At 60.6% G+C, this 16,135-nt stretch carries 24 protein-coding genes and 1 tRNA gene; 23 read left to right on the plus strand and 2 right to left on the minus strand.

Annotated features, from left to right (window positions below):
• Positions 1 to 5 precede the first annotated feature (5 nt).
• The 6 genes from V5F68_RS04395 (at position 6) to V5F68_RS04420 (ending at position 4,777) form a co-directional block, all read left to right on the plus strand.
• The gene (locus V5F68_RS04395) at positions 6 to 620 is read left to right on the plus strand and encodes a helix-turn-helix domain-containing protein (RefSeq protein WP_394016095.1); all 615 of its coding nucleotides are present in this window, start codon (positions 6 to 8) and stop codon (positions 618 to 620) included.
• Positions 617 to 847, plus strand: a complete 231-nt coding sequence (locus V5F68_RS04400) for a hypothetical protein (protein WP_394016094.1) — start codon at positions 617 to 619, stop codon at positions 845 to 847. Before V5F68_RS04395 ends, V5F68_RS04400 begins: the two co-directional genes overlap by 4 nt.
• A complete protein-coding gene (locus V5F68_RS04405; RefSeq protein WP_394016093.1) occupies positions 844 to 2,244 on the plus strand; it encodes a DEAD/DEAH box helicase in 1,401 nt (466 codons plus the stop codon). Before V5F68_RS04400 ends, V5F68_RS04405 begins: the two co-directional genes overlap by 4 nt.
• On the plus strand, positions 2,241 to 3,242 hold the full coding sequence (locus tag V5F68_RS04410; RefSeq protein ID WP_394016092.1) for a DNA-methyltransferase: 1,002 nt from the start codon (positions 2,241 to 2,243) through the stop codon (positions 3,240 to 3,242). The genes V5F68_RS04405 and V5F68_RS04410 overlap by 4 nt, the downstream gene beginning before the upstream one ends.
• A complete protein-coding gene (locus V5F68_RS04415) occupies positions 3,239 to 3,700 on the plus strand; it encodes a DNA methyltransferase (protein ID WP_394016091.1) in 462 nt (153 codons plus the stop codon). Before V5F68_RS04410 ends, V5F68_RS04415 begins: the two co-directional genes overlap by 4 nt.
• Positions 3,701 to 3,817: 117 nt before the next feature.
• Complete coding sequence (locus V5F68_RS04420; RefSeq protein ID WP_394016090.1) at positions 3,818 to 4,777, plus strand: DNA cytosine methyltransferase; 960 nt, start codon at positions 3,818 to 3,820, stop codon at positions 4,775 to 4,777.
• A 198-nt stretch (positions 4,778 to 4,975) separates the two neighbouring features.
• Here the strand turns inward: V5F68_RS04420 and V5F68_RS04425 are convergent, their stop codons facing one another.
• Positions 4,976 to 5,200, minus strand: a complete 225-nt coding sequence (locus V5F68_RS04425) for a hypothetical protein (RefSeq protein WP_394016089.1) — start codon at positions 5,198 to 5,200, stop codon at positions 4,976 to 4,978.
• Between the two features lie 77 nt (positions 5,201 to 5,277).
• Here V5F68_RS04425 and V5F68_RS04430 point away from each other — a divergent pair, with 77 nt between their 5' ends.
• From V5F68_RS04430 to V5F68_RS04505, 16 genes are all read left to right on the plus strand, one after another.
• Positions 5,278 to 6,297, plus strand: a complete 1,020-nt coding sequence (locus V5F68_RS04430) for a hypothetical protein (protein ID WP_394016088.1) — start codon at positions 5,278 to 5,280, stop codon at positions 6,295 to 6,297.
• A 19-nt stretch (positions 6,298 to 6,316) separates the two neighbouring features.
• The gene (locus tag V5F68_RS04435; RefSeq protein WP_509274665.1) at positions 6,317 to 6,712 is read left to right on the plus strand and encodes a hypothetical protein; all 396 of its coding nucleotides are present in this window, start codon (positions 6,317 to 6,319) and stop codon (positions 6,710 to 6,712) included.
• 1 nt (position 6,713) lies between these two features.
• Complete coding sequence (gene ssb / locus V5F68_RS04440; RefSeq protein ID WP_394016109.1) at positions 6,714 to 7,178, plus strand: single-stranded DNA-binding protein; 465 nt, start codon at positions 6,714 to 6,716, stop codon at positions 7,176 to 7,178.
• Positions 7,179 to 7,187: 9 nt separating this feature from the next.
• Positions 7,188 to 7,418, plus strand: coding sequence for a hypothetical protein (locus V5F68_RS04445; protein WP_394016086.1), 231 nt, complete (start codon positions 7,188 to 7,190; stop codon positions 7,416 to 7,418).
• Complete coding sequence (locus V5F68_RS04450) at positions 7,415 to 7,654, plus strand: hypothetical protein (protein WP_394016085.1); 240 nt, start codon at positions 7,415 to 7,417, stop codon at positions 7,652 to 7,654. Before V5F68_RS04445 ends, V5F68_RS04450 begins: the two co-directional genes overlap by 4 nt.
• Before the next feature lies 1 nt (position 7,655).
• Entirely contained in the window at positions 7,656 to 8,003 is a 348-nt protein-coding gene (locus V5F68_RS04455) for a DUF7736 domain-containing protein (RefSeq protein ID WP_445322320.1), read from the plus strand.
• An 86-nt stretch (positions 8,004 to 8,089) separates the two neighbouring features.
• Positions 8,090 to 9,013, plus strand: a complete 924-nt coding sequence (locus V5F68_RS04460; RefSeq protein WP_394016084.1) for a DUF6456 domain-containing protein — start codon at positions 8,090 to 8,092, stop codon at positions 9,011 to 9,013.
• A 128-nt stretch (positions 9,014 to 9,141) separates the two neighbouring features.
• Positions 9,142 to 9,213 (plus strand) — tRNA-OTHER (locus V5F68_RS04465).
• 836 nt (positions 9,214 to 10,049) lie between these two features.
• Complete coding sequence (locus V5F68_RS04470) at positions 10,050 to 10,472, plus strand: hypothetical protein (protein ID WP_394016082.1); 423 nt, start codon at positions 10,050 to 10,052, stop codon at positions 10,470 to 10,472.
• Positions 10,473 to 10,489: 17 nt separating this feature from the next.
• Positions 10,490 to 10,717, plus strand: a complete 228-nt coding sequence (locus V5F68_RS04475) for a hypothetical protein (RefSeq protein ID WP_394016081.1) — start codon at positions 10,490 to 10,492, stop codon at positions 10,715 to 10,717.
• Positions 10,718 to 10,805: 88 nt separating this feature from the next.
• On the plus strand, positions 10,806 to 10,994 hold the full coding sequence (locus V5F68_RS04480; RefSeq protein WP_394016080.1) for a hypothetical protein: 189 nt from the start codon (positions 10,806 to 10,808) through the stop codon (positions 10,992 to 10,994).
• The gene (locus V5F68_RS04485; protein WP_394016079.1) at positions 10,994 to 11,575 is read left to right on the plus strand and encodes a terminase small subunit; all 582 of its coding nucleotides are present in this window, start codon (positions 10,994 to 10,996) and stop codon (positions 11,573 to 11,575) included. Before V5F68_RS04480 ends, V5F68_RS04485 begins: the two co-directional genes overlap by 1 nt.
• A complete protein-coding gene (locus V5F68_RS04490) occupies positions 11,511 to 12,860 on the plus strand; it encodes a DNA-packaging protein (RefSeq protein WP_394016078.1) in 1,350 nt (449 codons plus the stop codon). Before V5F68_RS04485 ends, V5F68_RS04490 begins: the two co-directional genes overlap by 65 nt.
• A 22-nt stretch (positions 12,861 to 12,882) precedes the next feature.
• Positions 12,883 to 13,224 (plus strand): hypothetical protein, encoded by a 342-nt coding sequence (locus V5F68_RS04495; RefSeq protein ID WP_394016077.1) that lies wholly within the window; start codon positions 12,883 to 12,885, stop codon positions 13,222 to 13,224.
• Positions 13,224 to 14,672, plus strand: a complete 1,449-nt coding sequence (locus V5F68_RS04500) for a DUF1073 domain-containing protein (protein ID WP_394016076.1) — start codon at positions 13,224 to 13,226, stop codon at positions 14,670 to 14,672. The genes V5F68_RS04495 and V5F68_RS04500 overlap by 1 nt, the downstream gene beginning before the upstream one ends.
• Complete coding sequence (locus tag V5F68_RS04505; protein ID WP_394016075.1) at positions 14,656 to 15,435, plus strand: phage head morphogenesis protein; 780 nt, start codon at positions 14,656 to 14,658, stop codon at positions 15,433 to 15,435. Before V5F68_RS04500 ends, V5F68_RS04505 begins: the two co-directional genes overlap by 17 nt.
• Here V5F68_RS04505 and V5F68_RS04510 read toward each other — a convergent pair.
• Positions 15,425 to 15,727: a hypothetical protein gene (locus V5F68_RS04510; protein ID WP_394016074.1), complete on the minus strand. Its 303-nt coding sequence runs from the start codon at positions 15,725 to 15,727 to the stop codon at positions 15,425 to 15,427. The genes V5F68_RS04505 and V5F68_RS04510 overlap by 11 nt on opposite strands.
• Between V5F68_RS04510 and V5F68_RS04515 the strand changes: the two genes are divergently transcribed.
• Positions 15,726 to 16,106 (plus strand): hypothetical protein, encoded by a 381-nt coding sequence (locus V5F68_RS04515; RefSeq protein WP_394016073.1) that lies wholly within the window; start codon positions 15,726 to 15,728, stop codon positions 16,104 to 16,106. The genes V5F68_RS04510 and V5F68_RS04515 overlap by 2 nt on opposite strands.
• Positions 16,107 to 16,135 lie beyond the last annotated feature (29 nt).

The following is a 16,135-nucleotide window of genomic DNA, read 5'->3' on the forward strand; positions in this document are numbered from 1 at the left end:
CGGCCATGCGATTGGTAGACACGGCTGTGAACGTTCCTGCGCTCCAAGCCCAGCGCATTGCGGCCCGCGCCCGTCGTGCGCGTTTGGACGCCGCCGCTCGCCGGCATATTCGCCTGACCAATCTTAAGCGCGAGGCGGAAGAACGGGCGCTCGTTGAGCAACAAGAGCGCGCAGAGGCGGAGCGCCTCGAGCGTGAACGCAGGCTCCAAGAGGAGCGGCGCGCCCGCATTGCCCATGCGCGAATGGTTTCAGGCTTGGACAAGATCGATGAAACCATCCGGCCCGCGCCACCACCTCAACGAGATTGGCTTTCCGTAAACCCACAGGTCCCACCGATCATGCGTATTCAGCGTGCTGTTTGCAGCTATTACGGCATTTCACGCGTGGATCTGCTGTCGGAGCGACGGACAGCCAATCTCATCATGCCAAGGCACATCGCGATGTTCTTGGCGAAGACCCTGACCTTGTGTTCGCTGCCGGAGATCGGTCGCCGCTTCGGCGGTCGCGATCACACAACAGTGCTACACGCCATCCGACGCATTGATGCGTTGCTGCTTCGAGACGTTCGTGTCGCCTCAGATGTTGCCGCCCTGCGCGCGCAGGTCGAGGCAAAATCATGAGCCAATTCGATATCCCAGCCCTGGCCGATGAGGCCAAGCTTTCAGAGCAGGAATTTGAGTCCTTCGTGACCCAATGCGGCGTCACCAGAGACGCCAATTTCAAGCTCACCGAACAGCAGATGGACCGGCTGCGGGAACGTTGCACGAGCAAGTGGGCGTTGGCAGAGTTCATGGAGCGTGTCGTGGAGAAACGAGCCGCCCGTGCCAATGAGCGGGGCGGATCATGAGCGCGCTCGTGGATTATCACGCATTCCTCGATCGTAAGGCAATTCCTGATCCACCGACGGGATTGACCGAAATTCATAGTCTGCCCGAGGTGCTCTTTGATTTCCAACGCGACATCACAGCTTGGACGCTTAGACGCGGTCGTGCCGCGCTTTTTGCCGGAACCGGCCTCGGCAAGAGCCTGATGGAATTGGTGTGGGCGGATGCGGTCCATCGCGAGACAGGGCAGGACATCCTGCATCTCGCTCCGCTGGCTGTCTCGGCGCAGATGGCGCGCGAGGCGGACAAGTTTGGCATAATAGCGCGTCAGGTGCATGACCAATCGGAATGCCTCTCCGGTACGAACATCACCAATTATCAGAAGCTTGATCGTTTCGATCTTTCGCGCTTTGGCGGCGTGATCTTGGACGAGAGCTCGATCCTCAAGAGTTCCGATGGCCATTATCGCAGTCATCTCATCGAGGCGTGCGCGGGTATCCCCTTTCGTCTCGCCGCAACGGCTACGCCAGCGCCGAATGACTTCATGGAACTCGGTAATCACGCCGAATTTCTTGGCATCATGTCCTACACAGACATGCTCGCCACCTTCTTCACCCATGATGGCGGCGATACGCGCAAATGGCGTCTCAAAGGCCACGCGGAAGGAGAATTCTGGAAGTGGATGGCTTCATGGGCCGTGATGCTACGAAAGCCGTCAGATCTCGGATACGAGGACGGGGATTATACCCTTCCGCCGCTCCGCCAGCACCAGCACACAGTTGGCGTGGATTATGTGCCGAGCTTTGAAACCGGCCTTCTTTTCCCGATGGAGGCCGTTACGCTTCAGGAGCGCCTCGCGGCGCGCCGGAGCACCGTTGATGAACGGGTGGCGCTGGCTGCGAAGATCACGCCTGATGATCGTCCGTTTGTATGGTGGTGCAATCTCAATGCGGAGAGCAATGCGCTGGTGCGGATCATCCCGGAAGCTGTCGAGCTTTCCGGTGCCGACGACGAACGCACCAAAGAACGCAAGCTGATCGATTTCAGCGAAGGCCATATCCGTGTCCTCGTGACAAAGCCTTCGATTGCCGGATTTGGCATGAACTGGCAGCACTGCGCTGACACTGGCTTTGTCGGCCTCTCCGATAGTTGGGAACAGATCTACCAGGCTATTCGCCGCTTCTGGCGCTTCGGACAAACAAAGCCCGTGAACGTCCATTTCGTGGCGGCAGAGACCGAAGGTGCAGTCGTGGCAAACATCCGCCGGAAAGAGGCCGACGCTGATCGGATGGCGGCGGCGATGGTCATGCATATGGCTGACCTGTCGATGCGAGCGGTGCGCGGGGTTGTGCGTGACCGTCCAAATTACGCACCCCAGGTTCCTCTGATTCTCCCTTCTTGGCTCGGAGACACAGCATGAAACAAGCAGATGGAATCAAGGCGGTCGAGCAGGTGGTGACCGAAGACTATGCTCTTTACCATGGCGATGCCTGCGAGCTTATCCGGGGCATTCCGGGTGCTTCGATCCACTTTGGCATTCACTCCCCACCGTTCGAGGGTCTGTACAAATTCTCGAACTATGACCGCGACATCTCGAACAATGAGGGCCCGCAGTTCTGGGAGCACTACGCCTTCCTGATCCAGGAATTGCTTCGGGTGACCATGCCTGGCCGCCTTCATGGCGTCCATTGCATGCAACTTCCCACCAGCAAGGGCCGTCACGGGTATATCGGAATACGTGATTTCCGCGGTGAGATCGTGCGTGCCTATGAGGACGCAGGATGGATTTTTCACTCTGAGGTCTGCATCTGGAAAGACCCGGTCGTCGCTCAGCAGCGCACGAAGTCCATCCGCCTCCTGCATAAGCAGGTGGTCAAGGACAGTGCCATGTCCGGGCAGGGCCTCGCTGATTATCTGATGATGTTCCGCAAGCCGGGGGAGAACCCTGAGCCTGTCGCCGGAATGTTTGAAGATTTCGTCGGGACCGGCCTCGACTTCAGCCGGGCGGCATACGATCGCCAGTGTCGTGAACGTCCGCCGGAATGTGGACCGCCGTGGCCTTATGAAATGTGGGTGTCTGTACTGGTGTGGCAGCGCTATGCATCGCCGGTTTGGATGGACATCGACCAGACCAGGACTCTCCAATATCGCAATGCGCGCGACGACAAGGACGAGCAGCATATTTCGCCATTGCAGCTAGACGTCATCGAACGGGCAATCGACTTGTGGAGCGCGCCTGGCGATGTGGTGCTGACCCCATTTCTCGGCATTGGGAGCGAGGTGTTCTGTGCGGTCGAGATGGGGCGACGAGGCATCGGGATCGAACTCAAGCCGTCCTATTTCCGTCAAGCGGTGAAGAACGTGTCGGAGGCTAAGCGTAAGCGCGGCGATCTGTTCGCGGCCGAGGCCGCTGAATGAGCGCAGAGATCATAGACGTCCGCTGCCTCCCTTATATGCCTCTTCAGATTGAGCGCTTGCGCAAGTCGAAGGCGTGGCTGCGATGCAAGCGAAGGCCAGAACTCGCATTTTACCTCATGAATCTTTGGAATGGCGGCGGGAAGCGCGGAATCTATACGCACTGCGTCAACACCAACCGGCAGGGTGAGCACCCGACCGAAAAGCCGTTGGCGCTGATGATGGAAATAGTTGGCGACTTTACGCGCCCCGGCGAAACCATTTGCGACCCGTTCATGGGCTCCGGCACCACCGGCGTTGCCTGCGCCAAGATGGGCCGTTCGTTTATCGGAATCGAGCAAAACGAGCGGTGGTTTGATCTGTCGTGCGAGCGCATCCGCAAGGCGTACGCGCAGCCTGACATGTTTGTAGAACGCCCAACGCCTGCAAAGCAGTTGTCAATGCTTGGGGGTATCAAGTGAATACCTTCAATAGGGAGACCGCCGCATGACCATGCACATCCTCTCAGGGAGCGAGGTCACGACCGGACACACCACAACTCTGACCATCCATAATGCAGAGCAAGTCCGGGAGGCCGCATGAATGCCCGCGACTATTACAACGAATTCGACCCCTATGCCGCGCAATGGCTCCGCAACCTCATCGCGGAAGGGCTTATACCTCCTGGATACGTCGATGAGCGCTCAATTGTCGATGTTCGGCCTGATGACCTGCGAGGGTTCCGCAGATGCCATTTCTTCGCCGGCCTTGGTGGGTGGCCCTTTGCCCTCGCAGTTTCCGGATGGCCTGAAGATTGGAGGGTGTGGACCGGCTCTTGCCCCTGCCAGCCATTCAGCATCAGTGGCAAACGAAAAGGATTCGCCGACGAACGACACCTCTGGCCAGTATTCAGAGGCCTTATCGAGGTCGGACGCCCTCCAGTTCTGTTTGGAGAGCAGGTTGCGCGAGCGCCTGAGTGGCTCAACCTCGTGCGAGGTGATCTGGTCGAAATGGGATACGCCGTGGGGGCAATCCCGATGGAGGCCGCGAGCGCGGACGCGGACCATTTCAGGGATCGGTATTGGTTTGTGGCCGACCGTGACGCAGGACAGCGTGAGCATGCGGACCAACCGATATGCCCAGGGCGGGATGCCATTGGCTACGATGGTCATGGCGACGTGGCGCACGTGCCAAGCAAGCGAAGGAGAGAAGGGCAACAAGACCCGAGCGACAGTGCCGGGCCGCCATCAAACATGGCTGACCGAACAAGTGGTGGAAATTGCTCTTTGGTCGACCGTCCGGGCTTCGGATGGGGAGAAGGGTGGACCGAACATGAGTTTTGGAGCCGGGGGTTCTCCACTGCCGTCGCAAGTATCGACGGTTGCCAATACCTCGAATGCCCCGATGGAAAATGGCGCCGGCTCCCTCCACCCGGAGTTCGCTGGCTGGGAGCTCGGATACCCGCCCGAGTGGATAAACTGCGCGCCATCGGAAACGCGATCGACCATCGTCCGGCTGCGCAGTTCATCGGCGCATATCTCGACGCAAGAGGCCGCTGAATGAATAACGCGCGGCTCAACGTTCCTTTGGGTTCCGCTCAAGAACTCCCAAAGCCCATTCCATCCATGCCGGGATATCACGATCACCAGCCTTCCACCGCCGGACAGTGCGAGGGTCTACGCAAACCCTTTTTGCGAGAGGTGTTTGCCAATCCGCCCCATAAATCGCGGACGCGCGGCGCTCAAGCTCTGCCTGTTTCACAAGGCCTCCACCACGACGGAGATAACGCGAACCGTTGCGCCAGTCTCCCGGCTGATCAGGTCGCGCCCAATCTTGCGCCGCTCTCCGATAGCGAAGCTTTCGGCCGAACCGATGCTTCGCGTCTGGAAGGTCTTGATCTGCCCATCTGCATAGGTCGTGACCACAGCGTGGGTCTTCGGCATTGCAAGAGCGGCGGAAATGAGTGGGTTGGTGGAAGGCATGAGACCGGCTCCTCTGTCTATCCACACAAGATAGGACCATTGGCCCTAAATGTCAACGTGTTCGTGGGGGGCTGTTAATGGCGCGCATCCGGACCATCAAGCCTGAACTTTTCAAGCACGAGAGCCTGTTCGACCTTGAGGCGAGAACGGGATTGCCGGTGCGCCTGGCGTTCATGGGGCTCTTCACCTGCTGCGATCGGGAGGGGCGGTTCAAGTGGCGGCCGCGCGCACTCAAGGTCGATGTTATGCCATACGACGACGTAGATTTCTCTGCTGTTCTCGACGCCATGGAGGCAGGCGGGTTCGTCACCAGATACGAGGTCGATGGGGAATCTTTCGGCTACATCCCGTCCTTCAGCCGGCATCAGAACGTCAATCTACGCGAGGCGGCCTCGACAATTCCAGCCCCGGAATCTGCAACGCATATGCAAAGCAGTGCAATGCACGTGCACGCATATGCGCCGCATGACGATGCATATGCAGAGCAGGTGCACGCATATGGGGAAGGGAAGGGAAGGGAAAAGGAAGAGGAAGGGAAAGGAAATGAAGAGCTGGGCTTTCCCGCACACGTGCAGGTGCACGAGGCTGGGTTTCCGAGAGACCGATCGTCGCTTGACGCGCTTGAGGATGCATTGAGGCAGGCTGGAGCGGACGAGCTTGATCCCACATCGCCGGCCCTTTGTCAGCTTTCCCCGATCCTGAACTGCCTGGATGGCGGGTGCGATCTGGAATTAGACATCATCCCGACCATTCGGGAGGTGGTGGCTCGAAGGAAGCGCAAGCCGGACAAGATGAACCGGAAGATCGGGTCTTGGGAGTTTTTCCGAGCCCGGATTTTCGAAGCCCGTGATCGCCGCCTCGCTCCCGAACCGCCAGAGCAACCCGATGAACGCCATCGTCACCACCGACCGCAGGGCCGCCCTTCTGGCGCCGCTCGAAATGTCGCCGCCTTGGCTGAGGCAGTCGCTCGACGCACTGACCCAGGATTTTCGGCCGCGGATCCCGGCGGCACGGGCGCTGACGGAGGATCAACGGCGGGTCGTGGAGGCGACATCATCCCGTTTGGCCTCACATCTGGCACCGGCGTCGCCCGCTGATATCGGCAAATGGTGCTCGGTGCTGCAAGCCAGCCTCCACACCCGAGAGCTTGAGCCCGCCCTGGCGGCGGCAAATGCCGAGGGGTTTCTGATCGCACTCGAAGACGCGCCCGCGTTTGCGCTCCAGGAGGCCGTGCGGCGGATCCTGAAGGCGAAGTCCGAATGCAGCAAGACCTTCGTTCCGCCCGCGCCGGAGCTGCGTGCCCTGGTGGACGAAATCTCACTTCCAGCCCGATGGCATGCCGTCCAACTGCGCAGGCTCTTGGATGCCGAGGTGGAGCGCGAGCCCGAGCGACCAAGCGTGGATCGGGCAGCGCAGATTGCAGCCGCGGCCATCGCGGCGCTTCCCGCAGTAACGCGACGGCGCCCTGGCAATCCTGCCGGCGTCAATCATGCAGATAAGGGCGGGTGGTGAAATGGCTGGGTCTGTGAACAAAGTCATTATTATCGGTCATTTGGGCCGAGATCCCGACATCCGAAGCTTTCAATCAGGGGGGCGCGTTGCTAATATCAGTGTTGCAACCAGCGAGTCTTGGCGGGATAAGCAGAGCGGCGAACGGAAAGAGCGCACCGAGTGGCATCGGGTGTCGGTGCTGAACGAAAACCTTGTCGGTATCTGCGAGCGGTTTTTGAAGAAGGGCACGACGGTCTACATCGAAGGCCAGATCGAAACCCGCAAGTACGAGAAGGATGGGCGCGAGCAATACACCACGGAAGTCGTCCTGAGGCCGTACAGGGGCGAACTGACCATTTTAAGCGGGACAAGTGGCGCCGATCGTGAAGCGGCCGCTGACGAGGCTCCTAGCCGATCTGAGCGCGCCCCGGTTTCTGCGGGTTCGAGGCCGAACCGAGACGATATGGACGACGAAATTCCATTCTAAGGGGTAGCCATGGACTACGAAGCATATGCGGAAAAGCTGGACTATCTCGCTTCAAGGGCGGCGGCTCTAGGGGATGGTGAGGTTTCGCCGCCGGCATTGAATTTTGCGGAGTGCTGTAAAGTAGCGTCAGCGCTGCGGTATTATGTGGCTGCCGTACGGGCACAATTTTTGTCGGAATTGGCCAAATCGGATGGCGAAATTCTCGACATCCCCGACCTGCCCAAACATCGCGAGCCGTGAGCCTCATGCTCTTCCGAGGCACCAAATCCGAGCGTGACGCGCTGCTGGCCGCTCTTGGCAACAGAGAGCACATACTCATGCGCAGAGTGGAGCGGATGACCGTCGAAGGAAAAGACGAGTCTGCCCAGCGCCAGGCGGAAGAGCTTGCCCTGGTGCAGAAGATGCGTGCGGCGCTCAAAGGAGGGTTGACGCAAGACAATCCGGAGCCAAGCAACCACACCCGTGCGAGGGCTTGAAATGACTGAAACAGTACGCTCTTTTCACGTTCGCATCCTCGGCACTATCACGAGTGGCACATTGTTGTGGCCAATTTTCGCTGATGTTCACGATGCAATCGAACATATCGCCGGGCACCCGGTGCGGATGCACGAGATTCCGAACGCTATCCGGGATATCTGCGCCCCGGCAGTGTTGGCCGCATACCCCGAAATGCCAACCGACACGCCGGCTGATTGCGAAAAGTGTGCGGCCGATCTTGTGGCCCGATACGGCCCCGCCCTGGAGATTGCGGCTGGCAAAGCTGAACACGCCGCCGACCCTACCAGTTATTTGGAAGCGCTAATTAGGAATCTTTGGAGGAGGTGATTAGGAGGCACCAGCCAATGACGATCATTGACGGACTCAAATCAGGCGCAGTTGCGCAATCCCCGCTGAACAAGGACTGACCACACATGGCCAAAGACAGGAAGCCTTCAGTCCGCATCGACATTCGCGATACGGGCATCACCCGAGTGGACGTCAAAGCGGCCGCCGAGGGCCGGCGCAAGGCGGCGGAGCGACGTGCACGTGCACCCGCGTGTGAGGATGACCGGGTCGCCCAGACGTGGGACCGAACGGAGCGCCGCGAACGCGCAGCCGTGGAGGCCGCCGCAGAGATCGGCGCCGTGAAGGCCCGCCATGATCTGGTTTCCGGAAAGCTGGATCTGGCGGGGCGGGACTACCGGGATTCACAACGCGCCGATCAGGCCAAGAGGACGGGAAGGAAGCCCGTCGATCCGAAGGAGCAAACGGGCACGGCTGAGCGCATCGCCATGTCGGACGTGTTGGAGATCAGCTCCAATCGTACTGTGAAGGTCACACAATCGCCCATGGATGTGCTGCGGGCGCGCTCGCTGCTTTCGAAGCGGCAAAGCGAAGCTGGGCTTCGCCTCCTGAACGACTGGTTTACCGCTGGGCTGTCTCCGGTATCATCCATGGATTATGGGCGCACAGGCGGCGGGGGCGCACAGTCTGCGCCTGGATATATGCCGGTAGCTGAAATGCAGGCCGCCGCACGCCAGAGGTTCCGCGATGCGATTCAGGCAATGGGAAAGCATATGTCGGGGTTTGTGCTCGCCGTGGTCATCTCCGCCGAGGAAGTTGGGGAAAAGCTGGAAGCCATCGCCCGGCGCATGACTGGTCGCGAAAATGCAAAGCAGGCCACCGCAGCTCTGATTGAAGTGCTCAAGGTAGGCCTGAAGATGCTTGCAGATCACTATCGTCTTCCAGACGATGGAGAAAGCTCCGACCCCGATGCAGAGCCACCAGTGAAAGTCAGGTCTGTGCGTTTCGCTAAAGCGACAGTGCTTGAAGAAAATTGGGATATCGCAAAATAATCTCTTGCGTCGGGATCCCGAGATGTGGGAGAAATAATTATGAGCCAGATTCGCGCCCGGAGGCGCGAGGCTCTTTCCCGAGATCTTAAATTCTGACGCCGCCGTGGGCTTGACTGCACGGACTAATCGCGGGGGTCTGCAAGGCGCAGTAACAGCCTTCCAAGCTGTGACGGCGGGTTCGATGCCCGCTCTCCGCTCCAAATTCTCGCGGCGGCGTGGAAAGCAGACACGCCTCCATTGGTGCCTGATCTGTCGTGGCTGAGAGCAATTGGCCGGATGAAAGCGGACTCCCAGAGTGGATGAAGCAAAGCCCGGATAGCATAACGGCATTCAGGGAAGCCGGATTAGCGCCCGGCTCGCGAGATACAGTTTCGAGAGAGGCGCGCGAGTGCGCGTTATGCTGAGAGTCACGTAGCAGAGCGACGTGGGATCTGGGTGCAACCAGATCGATGACTAGGAATGATCTAGCTCACGTCGGGTGGGTGCGGTTGGGCGACGGCCAACGCCCCTGATTGGTCCGAGTGCTCCCGATCCATGGTCAAGGCCCATTGGGGAGGTTCACGGCCAAATCGGGGAATAAGCGGACTGCGCACCTACAAATATCGCTCTAGCGCGTACTCGCTCGCCTCTTCCGAAAGCAACACCGCAGTCGATGGAATGCGTATTGGCGAACAAGTTCACCAAGATCGCCCGATATGCCGCCGCGCTCGGAACGTGTTGTCCGTATTGCAAACGACAAATGGCGCCCTGCGCCGGCATTACGCCGACCTTGGATCATGTGCACCCCCGATCAAAGGGCGGGCAGCGCACCATATGGGCGTGCGACGACTGCAACCGTATAAAGCGCGAGATGACGGAGGCCGAATGGTCGGATTTCCGCGCGCTCAATCCTAGCTGGTGGCAAATTTAATGCGCCAGCATACCCAATTATCAGAATTCGGAAGCGTCTCGGAACGTCTCCTCTAGCCCCTTTGGGCGCACGTCTACCCGACGCTCTTGGAGCCGAGCCTTCCGAACCCCACAAGAGGCGCGCATCATGACCGCATGGGGCAAGCGCATCGGCTTTACCGGCACCCGCGAAGGCATGACCAAGGTGCAGGCCGATAAGGTCGCGCTTCACATTGCCCAGGCAGTGGAATGGCATCATGGCCAATGCGTCGGAGCCGATGCCCAAACGCACGCGATAGCTCGGGATCTGATGGTGCCCATCGTGCTGCACCCGCCGGACAATGCGGCGCTTCTGGCTGACTGCCCCGGCGCCTACGCCACAAGAGACCCGCGCCCCTATCTGGACCGCAACCGGGACATTGTGGACGAGACGGATGGACTGGTGGCCGCGCCTCACGGCCCCGAGGTCATCAAGTCCGGCACATGGGCCACGATCCGCTATGCCAGGGGCAGGGGCCGCAAGGTAACGACGATCTGGCCTGATGGGTCTGTGACGATCGAGGGGCTGTGAGCGCGAGGGACTGCAACATGACCGACGAAATCAGTCAGCTCCGCGCCGAGATCGCGGACCTCAAGCGGCATGTGCTGGAGCTGAAGGCTTTGCTTAACCCCCCGGCGCCTCTCCCGGTGCAGCCCCTTGGTTGGCCCCCGTTCAATCCGCACAATCCGGCTTTCGGGGAGAGGCCCTCGCGCCCCTTTTGGGAGATCACGTGCGCTCAGACGTCCGTCTGGGCTGAGTTCGCCGCGACCGCCTGACCATGCACCACATCGCAAGGCACACCATCTGGTGCATCGCCCTTCTGGTGGCAATTGCTCTGTACCTAGACACAAGAGAGCCGCAGCGATGACCAAGATGGAACGTCGGGCCGCCGCTGCCGCTCTTCTCACCGCTGCCCAGGCGGTCCTCGGGATGGATGACCAGCACTTCGCCGCTCTCCTGATGGAAGAGGCGAACGCGATCGCACCGGAACTGTTCGCAGATCTCGCCGAGGCGGACGAAGACGACACGCTGGAAGGCACAGCGGTGCATTGATGGCTCTCACCAATAAGCAGGCCCGCTTCGTCGATGAGTACATGGTCGACCTTAATGCGACCCAAGCAGCTATTCGTGCCGGATACAGCGCCAAGACGGCGGCAGACATCGGTCGGCAAGCGCTCCGCAAAACTCCGGTTGCCCTAGCAATAGCCGAGCGCCAACGAGCGATTTCCGAGCGGACAGGGGTTACCGCAGAGCGCGTGATCGAGGAGCTTGCGAAAATCGGCTTCGCGAACATGCAGGATTACATGCGGGCCAATGCCGATGGCGACCCGTATTTGGACTTCTCCAATCTGACTCGGGACCAAGCCGCAGCGCTCGCAGAGGTGACCGTCGAGGACTTCAAGGATGGCCGCGGCGAAGATGCGCGGGACGTCCGCAGGGTGAAGTTCAAGATGCACGACAAGCGTGCGGCCTTGGTGGATCTCGGCAAGCACCTTGGGCTGTTCAAGGAACGCGTCGAGCATACGGGCAAGGACGGTGGACCGATCGAGGTCGAGGAAGTGAGCGCCCGTGAGCTTGTCACAAGCCGAATTGCTCGCCTCACTGCCAGAAGCGGACAGGGCGAAAGCTCTTGATGGGCTGACCGATGCACAGTTCGATGCGCTCGCCTGGGACTGGCAGTTCTGGGGCCGGCCTGAACAGATAGCGCCTGAGGGCGATTGGCTCACATGGGTCATCAACGCAGGGCGTGGGTTCGGCAAGACCAGGGCAGGGGCGGAATGGGTCCGCTCCATTGTGTGCGGTTCTACGCCTCTTGCGCGCGGGACTTATGGGCGCATCGCGCTAATCGCGGAGACCGCCGCCGATGCTCGTGACGTGATGGTCGAGGGCGATAGCGGAATCCTCAGCGTTCATCCGCCGGGGTTTCGCCCGCTCTATGAGCCATCAAAGCGCCGGGTGACTTGGCCGAATGGCGCGGTGGCGACGCTGTTCAATGCGACGGAGCCCGATCAATTGCGCGGCCCACAGTTCGATGCGGCCTGGTGCGATGAATTGGCAAAATGGGCATACGCCCGCGAAACCTGGGACATGCTCCAGTTCGGCTTGCGCCTCGGGACTAAGCCGAAGCAGCTCGTAACGACAACGCCCCGACCAATCCCCGTGCTGCGGGAGATTATGGCGGCAAGCTCAACGGTCGTCACGAGGGGTGCGACGCGGGACAATAGCGCGAATCTCGCGCCGGCCTTCGTTAGGTCGATCACAGATCGCTACGCCGGCACGCGGTTGGGGCGGCAAGAGCTAGAAGCCGAAATCCTGGATGACGTTCCAGGCGCGCTGTGGACGCGGGACATGATGGACGCGTGCCGCGTGTCTGCACCCCCGGATCTTCAGCGCATCGTGGTGGCGGTTGATCCATCCGGGACAAAGGGCGCCGAGGACGGTGGCGATAGCATCGGTATCGTGGTCGCCGGCAAGGACTTCGGCGGGATGGCGTACATCCTGGCTGACCGGACCTGCAAGATGTCCCCGGATGGATGGGGCCGGCGCACCGTTGAGGCCTACGCCGAGTTCGCTGCCGATCTGATCGTTGCCGAGCGCAACTTCGGTGGCGCGATGGTCGAGCACGTTATCCGGACGGTCGATAAGAGCGCTGCCTACAAAGAGGTGACGGCAAGTCGAGGGAAGGTTCCTCGCGCCGAGCCCGTGGCCGCACTTTATGAGCAGGGGCGTGTGAAGCACGTCACCAGCCGATCTGGCGGGCTTACAGCCCTGGAAGACCAGATGTGCAGTTTTACGGCGGACGGGTTCTTGGGGGATGGGTCTCCCGATCGTGTCGATGCCGCCGTGTGGGCGCTCACCGAGTTGATGCTCGGCGACTCCCTAGACCCAACGCAATGGATCAAGGCGTTCGCCGGATAGGCAGCGCGACAGGAGCCGCGACATGGCCACGGCATACATCGCATATGGGCGCCCCGCGCTCCCTGCGCCTTCTGGTTATCAGGGTGGGGCAGGCGTCTCGATCTTTGGTTTGGCCGTGGCGTCCGAGGCCTTGACCATCGGAGGCTCTGCTGTCACGGGCGCCGTTGTCGGGGCGTCCTCAAAAACCGTTGCCCACATTACCGCGGACACCGCGTGCTATTTCGCAGTCGGGACCACACCGGACCCAACTGCGACCGCTATCAACGCCGCTGTCACGTCGGCGCGGCAATATCTGGCAGCCGCAACCCCCGTTGATGTTCCACTGCCTGCGGGCGCCAAGATCGCTGTGATCGCCGTATCCTGATGGCACAGATTGAAGAAGGCGCGGCTGAGAAGCCCCGCGTTCGTGTCCTCGCGACCAGGCGGACTTCGGACTCGTTCCAGAACGTTGCCGCGCGTCTGGGCATTGGAACCGACAACATCAGTTCTGCATCGGCTTATGGGTTCAACCCCATATCCCGGAACCGCATCCAGTTGGAGTATGCCTATCGCGGATCGTGGATTGTCGGGCAGGCGGTGGATTGCGTCGCCGAGGACATGACGCGGGCCGGCATCGACCTGACGTCCGATATTCCGCCGGACGAACTCGACTCCGTGAAGAGCGCTATGGCCCACATGGAGGTCTGGCAGAACCTCAACGAAACGATCAAGTGGTCGCGCCTTTACGGTGGCGCCTTGGCCGTTCTCCTGGTGGATGGTCAGGACGTTTCGACCCCTTTGAGGGTTGAGACCGTAGGGAAGGGGCAGTTTAAGGGCATCCTGGTCCTCGACAGGTGGATGGTGCAGCCCAGCTTCGAGCGTCTCGTGACGGAGTTGGGGCCGGACTTGGGAAAGCCGGAATCCTATTATGTTACGGCCAACGCCCCGGCTCTTCAGAACAGCAAGGTGCACTACACGCGCGTGATCCGGCTAGACGGGATCGTGTTGCCGTACTGGCAACGGATCACAGAGAACGGCTGGGGGCTCTCGGTTGTCGAACGGCTCTATGATCGGCTCATCGCCTTCGACAGCACGACGCAGGGCGCAGCTCAGCTCGTCTACAAGGCGCACCTGAGGACCGTCAGTGTCGAAGGCCTGCGGGACATTCTCGCGGCCGGTGGAAAGCTTGAGGAAGCCCTCACTAAGATGTTCGACATGATCCGCGTCATGCAGTCCAACGAAGGGCTGACGCTGATCGATGCGAAAGACAAATTCGAGACGCACAGCTATTCGTTTTCTGGACTGTCGGATGTGCTCTTGCAGTTCGCGCAGCAATTGTCTGGTGCGTTGCAGATCCCGCTTGTGCGCCTGTTCGGGCAGTCGCCCGCCGGCCTGAATTCTACGGGCGACTCCGATATCCGAAATTATTACGACATGATCGCCCAACAGCAGGAAGCCAAGCTGAGCGGCGGCGTTCGCAAGATCGTGGACCTCACCTATCGCTCCGAGGTGGGCAAGGACACACCGACCGATCTGAACTTCAGATTCAACCCGCTCTGGCAAATGAGCGACACGGAGAAGGCGACGATCGCGGTAGGGGTGACCTCCGCCGTGGTGCAGGCGACCGATTCCGGCCTGGTGGACAAGGCGACGGCCTTGAAGGAGTTGCGGCAGTCTGCCGATGTGACTGGAATCTGGTCCAACGTGACGGACGAGGATATCGCGGCAGCCGAGGCGGAGCCGCCTCCGGCTCCTGAATTGGCGCTCCCGCCTCTTCCCGGCGCCCCGAGTGCGCCGAAGCCCGAAGATCGTCCCGATGTGCCTCGCGTGTGAGGGCATCACCCTTAGGGCTCTCACGCTGGATAGACAGGGGCCAAAGGCGGCTGACTTCAAGCGATCGCGGAAGGAGGAGGCCAGATACGGCCGGCAACTGAGGCAGATCGCCAAGCACATAGACGACCTGACGCGGGCCATTTATCAGCCCGGCGATACCGAGGCGGCTTCGACGCTGGAAAGCCTGTTACGGCGTTATAGCGAGACCATCGCGCCATGGGCTGAGGCTGTGGCCTCCCGGATGATTGCTGAGGTTGATGCGCGGGATCGCGAGACGTGGAACCGGGCGGCGCGCCAGATGGGCGACCAGCTTCGCAATGATCTGCGGCACTCGCCCACGGGGGGCGTCGTTCGCACTCGACTGAGCGAACAGGTGACGCTGATCAAGAGCCTACCTCTCGAGGCGGCGCAGCGGGTGCACGAACTGACCGTTGAGGGGATCGCGAACGGGACGCGGGCCAAGGAGATCGCTGCCGAGATCATGCGTTCCGGTGAGGTGTCCAAGGCGCGAGCGACCTTGATCGCACGAACCGAGGTGAGTCGAACGGCGACCGAATTGACGCGGGCGCGTGCTCTTCATGTCGGCTCGACCCATTTCATCTGGAGGACGGTCGGCGACAGCGACGTTCGCCCGACACACAAGGCGCTGAACGGGAAGGTGTTTCGGTGGGACGATCCGCCGGAATGCGATCCCGGCCATCACGCGCTGCCAGGGGCGATCTGGAACTGCCGCTGCTATCCGGAGCCAATCATTACCGATTGAGCAATCGTTTCGCCCGCTCGGTAGGATCGAAGATCTTATCCGCGATGGACTTTGGATCTCCGTCTCCATCGCTGATGTTCGATAGCGCCTCTGAGAGTTCCTCAATCACATCCGCCGCTTCCCATTCGATCATGTCTTGGGCGCGGGCGGGCGGAACATTGATCACCTTGGAAAGCGCCGCGTTTCCATCATTCGCCTCTTCTGCGGCCTCTTCCGCCTTCTCTCGCAATTCTTCGATGAGGTTGGCGAAAGTGTTTCGCATGTGTCTCTCATAAAACGGAACCGAAATCATGGCTCTTCCCGACTATGTCCGCAAGGGCAAGGTTCAGGCTGCGGTTGGCGATTTTTCCGCCCTCACGCTTTCCGCAAAAACCGGCATCACCGCTTATGCCGGCGGCGGGCAGACCAACGCCACGCAGCTCACGGCCAGCATCAATCATGTCACCGTCGTTGCGAGTGCTGCCGACAGCGTCAAGCTCCCCAAGAGTGCGCCTGGCGCCATCTGCATCGTCACGAACGGCGACTCGGCCGATTCCATGCAGGTCTTCGGTTACGGCACCGACACGATCAACGATGTCGCAACAGCCACGGGCGTTGCCCAGGCCGCCGGGAAAACCGCGGTCTACGTCTGCCCCGTCGCGGGCAAGTGGTACCGCGCCCTCTCCGCCTGATCTGATTAGAGGGTGGGGCCATGTGGTAC

This window comes from Roseixanthobacter pseudopolyaromaticivorans (assembly GCF_043195145.2).
Lineage (GTDB): Bacteria > Pseudomonadota > Alphaproteobacteria > Rhizobiales > Xanthobacteraceae > NCEH01.